The organism is Bradyrhizobium altum, assembly GCF_020889705.1.
GTDB classification, from domain to species: domain Bacteria; phylum Pseudomonadota; class Alphaproteobacteria; order Rhizobiales; family Xanthobacteraceae; genus Bradyrhizobium; species Bradyrhizobium altum.
In genome coordinates this window covers 1-1,499 of record NZ_JACMYP010000532.1, presented here as the reverse complement: position 1 = coordinate 1,499, position 1,499 = coordinate 1, and the positions used below count along the sequence as shown (strand labels likewise).

The window sequence follows — 1,499 nt, the reverse complement described above, 5'->3', positions numbered from 1 at the left end:
GTCTCATCGGTCATCGGTGGTTCCTCGAATCAGGTTGGTGTCAGCAACCCGACCCTACCGGCGAACTGCCGGTGACCACCGCAAAGCCGCCCGCCCGCTACGGCGCTATGTGAGGGCGCGCGTGCGGGCGGCTTTGCTCTACCGAGCTACACCATCAATGGGGAGTACGTCATGCCAAGCTGATGATTGCTTGTGGGTGCAAGTCCCATCCGGCCAAAGCCGAAGCAGGCGAGCCGGGACCGAGTCTTGCGGGCGTCGCGGCAACGCGGGGTCTGAAGTGTAGACAGGAGCCATGCGGGGTGCGGGAATGAGCCTCGAAAGGTGGATGTTCGCGGAGGCCGAGTGTGTTCCCTAGTCACGAAGGCAGCATGAGCATCGTCGTTATGCGAGACGATGCCGCTCCGTCGGGGTCGATGGCCGCATCACGCATGGAAGGCAATCATCGGAACATGAGAGGCCCGACCGGGTCCACTGGATTGGTCTCCAGTGGGGGACAACGGCAAGGCACTGCCAGGGCCGCGGTCCGAGCTGAGGTCGGGAGTCGGACTGGTCCATAGTACCTGTGAAATCGTCGAAGGAAACGAGACGTATGGAGGGAAGGGGCCAGCCCGAGGGGAGCCCGCGCGAGAAGGCCAGGGTCCGGACACAGAGCCGGGTTGCCTTGCCGCCGCACCTCGAGCGGGTGAACGCGGCGGCCAAGCAGGCTGCCCAAACCCGGTTCACGGCCTTGCTGCACCACATCGACGAGGACGCTCTGCTACGGGCGTTTCGACGACAAAAGCGGCAGGCCAGCGCGGGGGTCGATGGGGTAACGGTGGCGAAGTACGAAGAGGGGCTCACGGATAACATCCGCGACCTCTGCGGACGGGTCCACACTGGTCGCTACCGGCCGCAGCCGGTGCGGCGAGTCTACATTTCCAAAACCGATGGCGGTAAGCGGCCTCTCGGTGTGCCGGCGCTAGAGGACAAGATCGTCCAAAGCGCGGTGACCGAGGTGTTGAGCGCCGTCTACGAGGCCGACTTCCTCGGGTTCTCCTACGGCTTCCGGCCGGGGCGGAATCCTCATATGGCGCTTGATGCCCTGCATACGGCGATCATGAGCCAGCGCGTCAACTGGGTGCTCGATGCCGACATACGTAGCTTCTTCGACTCGGTCGACCACGAGTGGCTGCTGCGGATGGTGGCGCACCGGATCGCCGATCCTCGCATCTTGCGGCTCATCGGGCTGTGGCTGCGGGCCGGCGTTCTTGAGAGCGGCGAGAAGCAAGAGACGGACAGGGACACGCCGCAAGGGGCAGGCATCAGCCCGCTCCTTGCCAACATCTTCCTGCACTACATCCTCGATCTCTGGGTCCACCAATGGCGTCGTCGCCATGCACGTGGTCGCATTGTGACCGTGCGCTATGCGGACGACTTCGTCATGGGCTTCGAGAGCAAGGCAGATGCGCAGGAAATGCTCTTGGCCCTCAAGGCGCGGCTGGCCAGCTTCGGCCTGACGC

Annotated in this window: 1 protein-coding gene; it reads left to right on the top strand. The window is 64.2% G+C overall.

The genetic code is table 11. The features are described 5' to 3' along the window. Positions 1 to 562: 562 nt before the first annotated feature. A partial coding sequence (locus H8B02_RS47145) for a reverse transcriptase domain-containing protein (RefSeq protein ID WP_312001572.1) occupies positions 563 to 1,499 on the top strand: 937 nt, incomplete at its 3' end.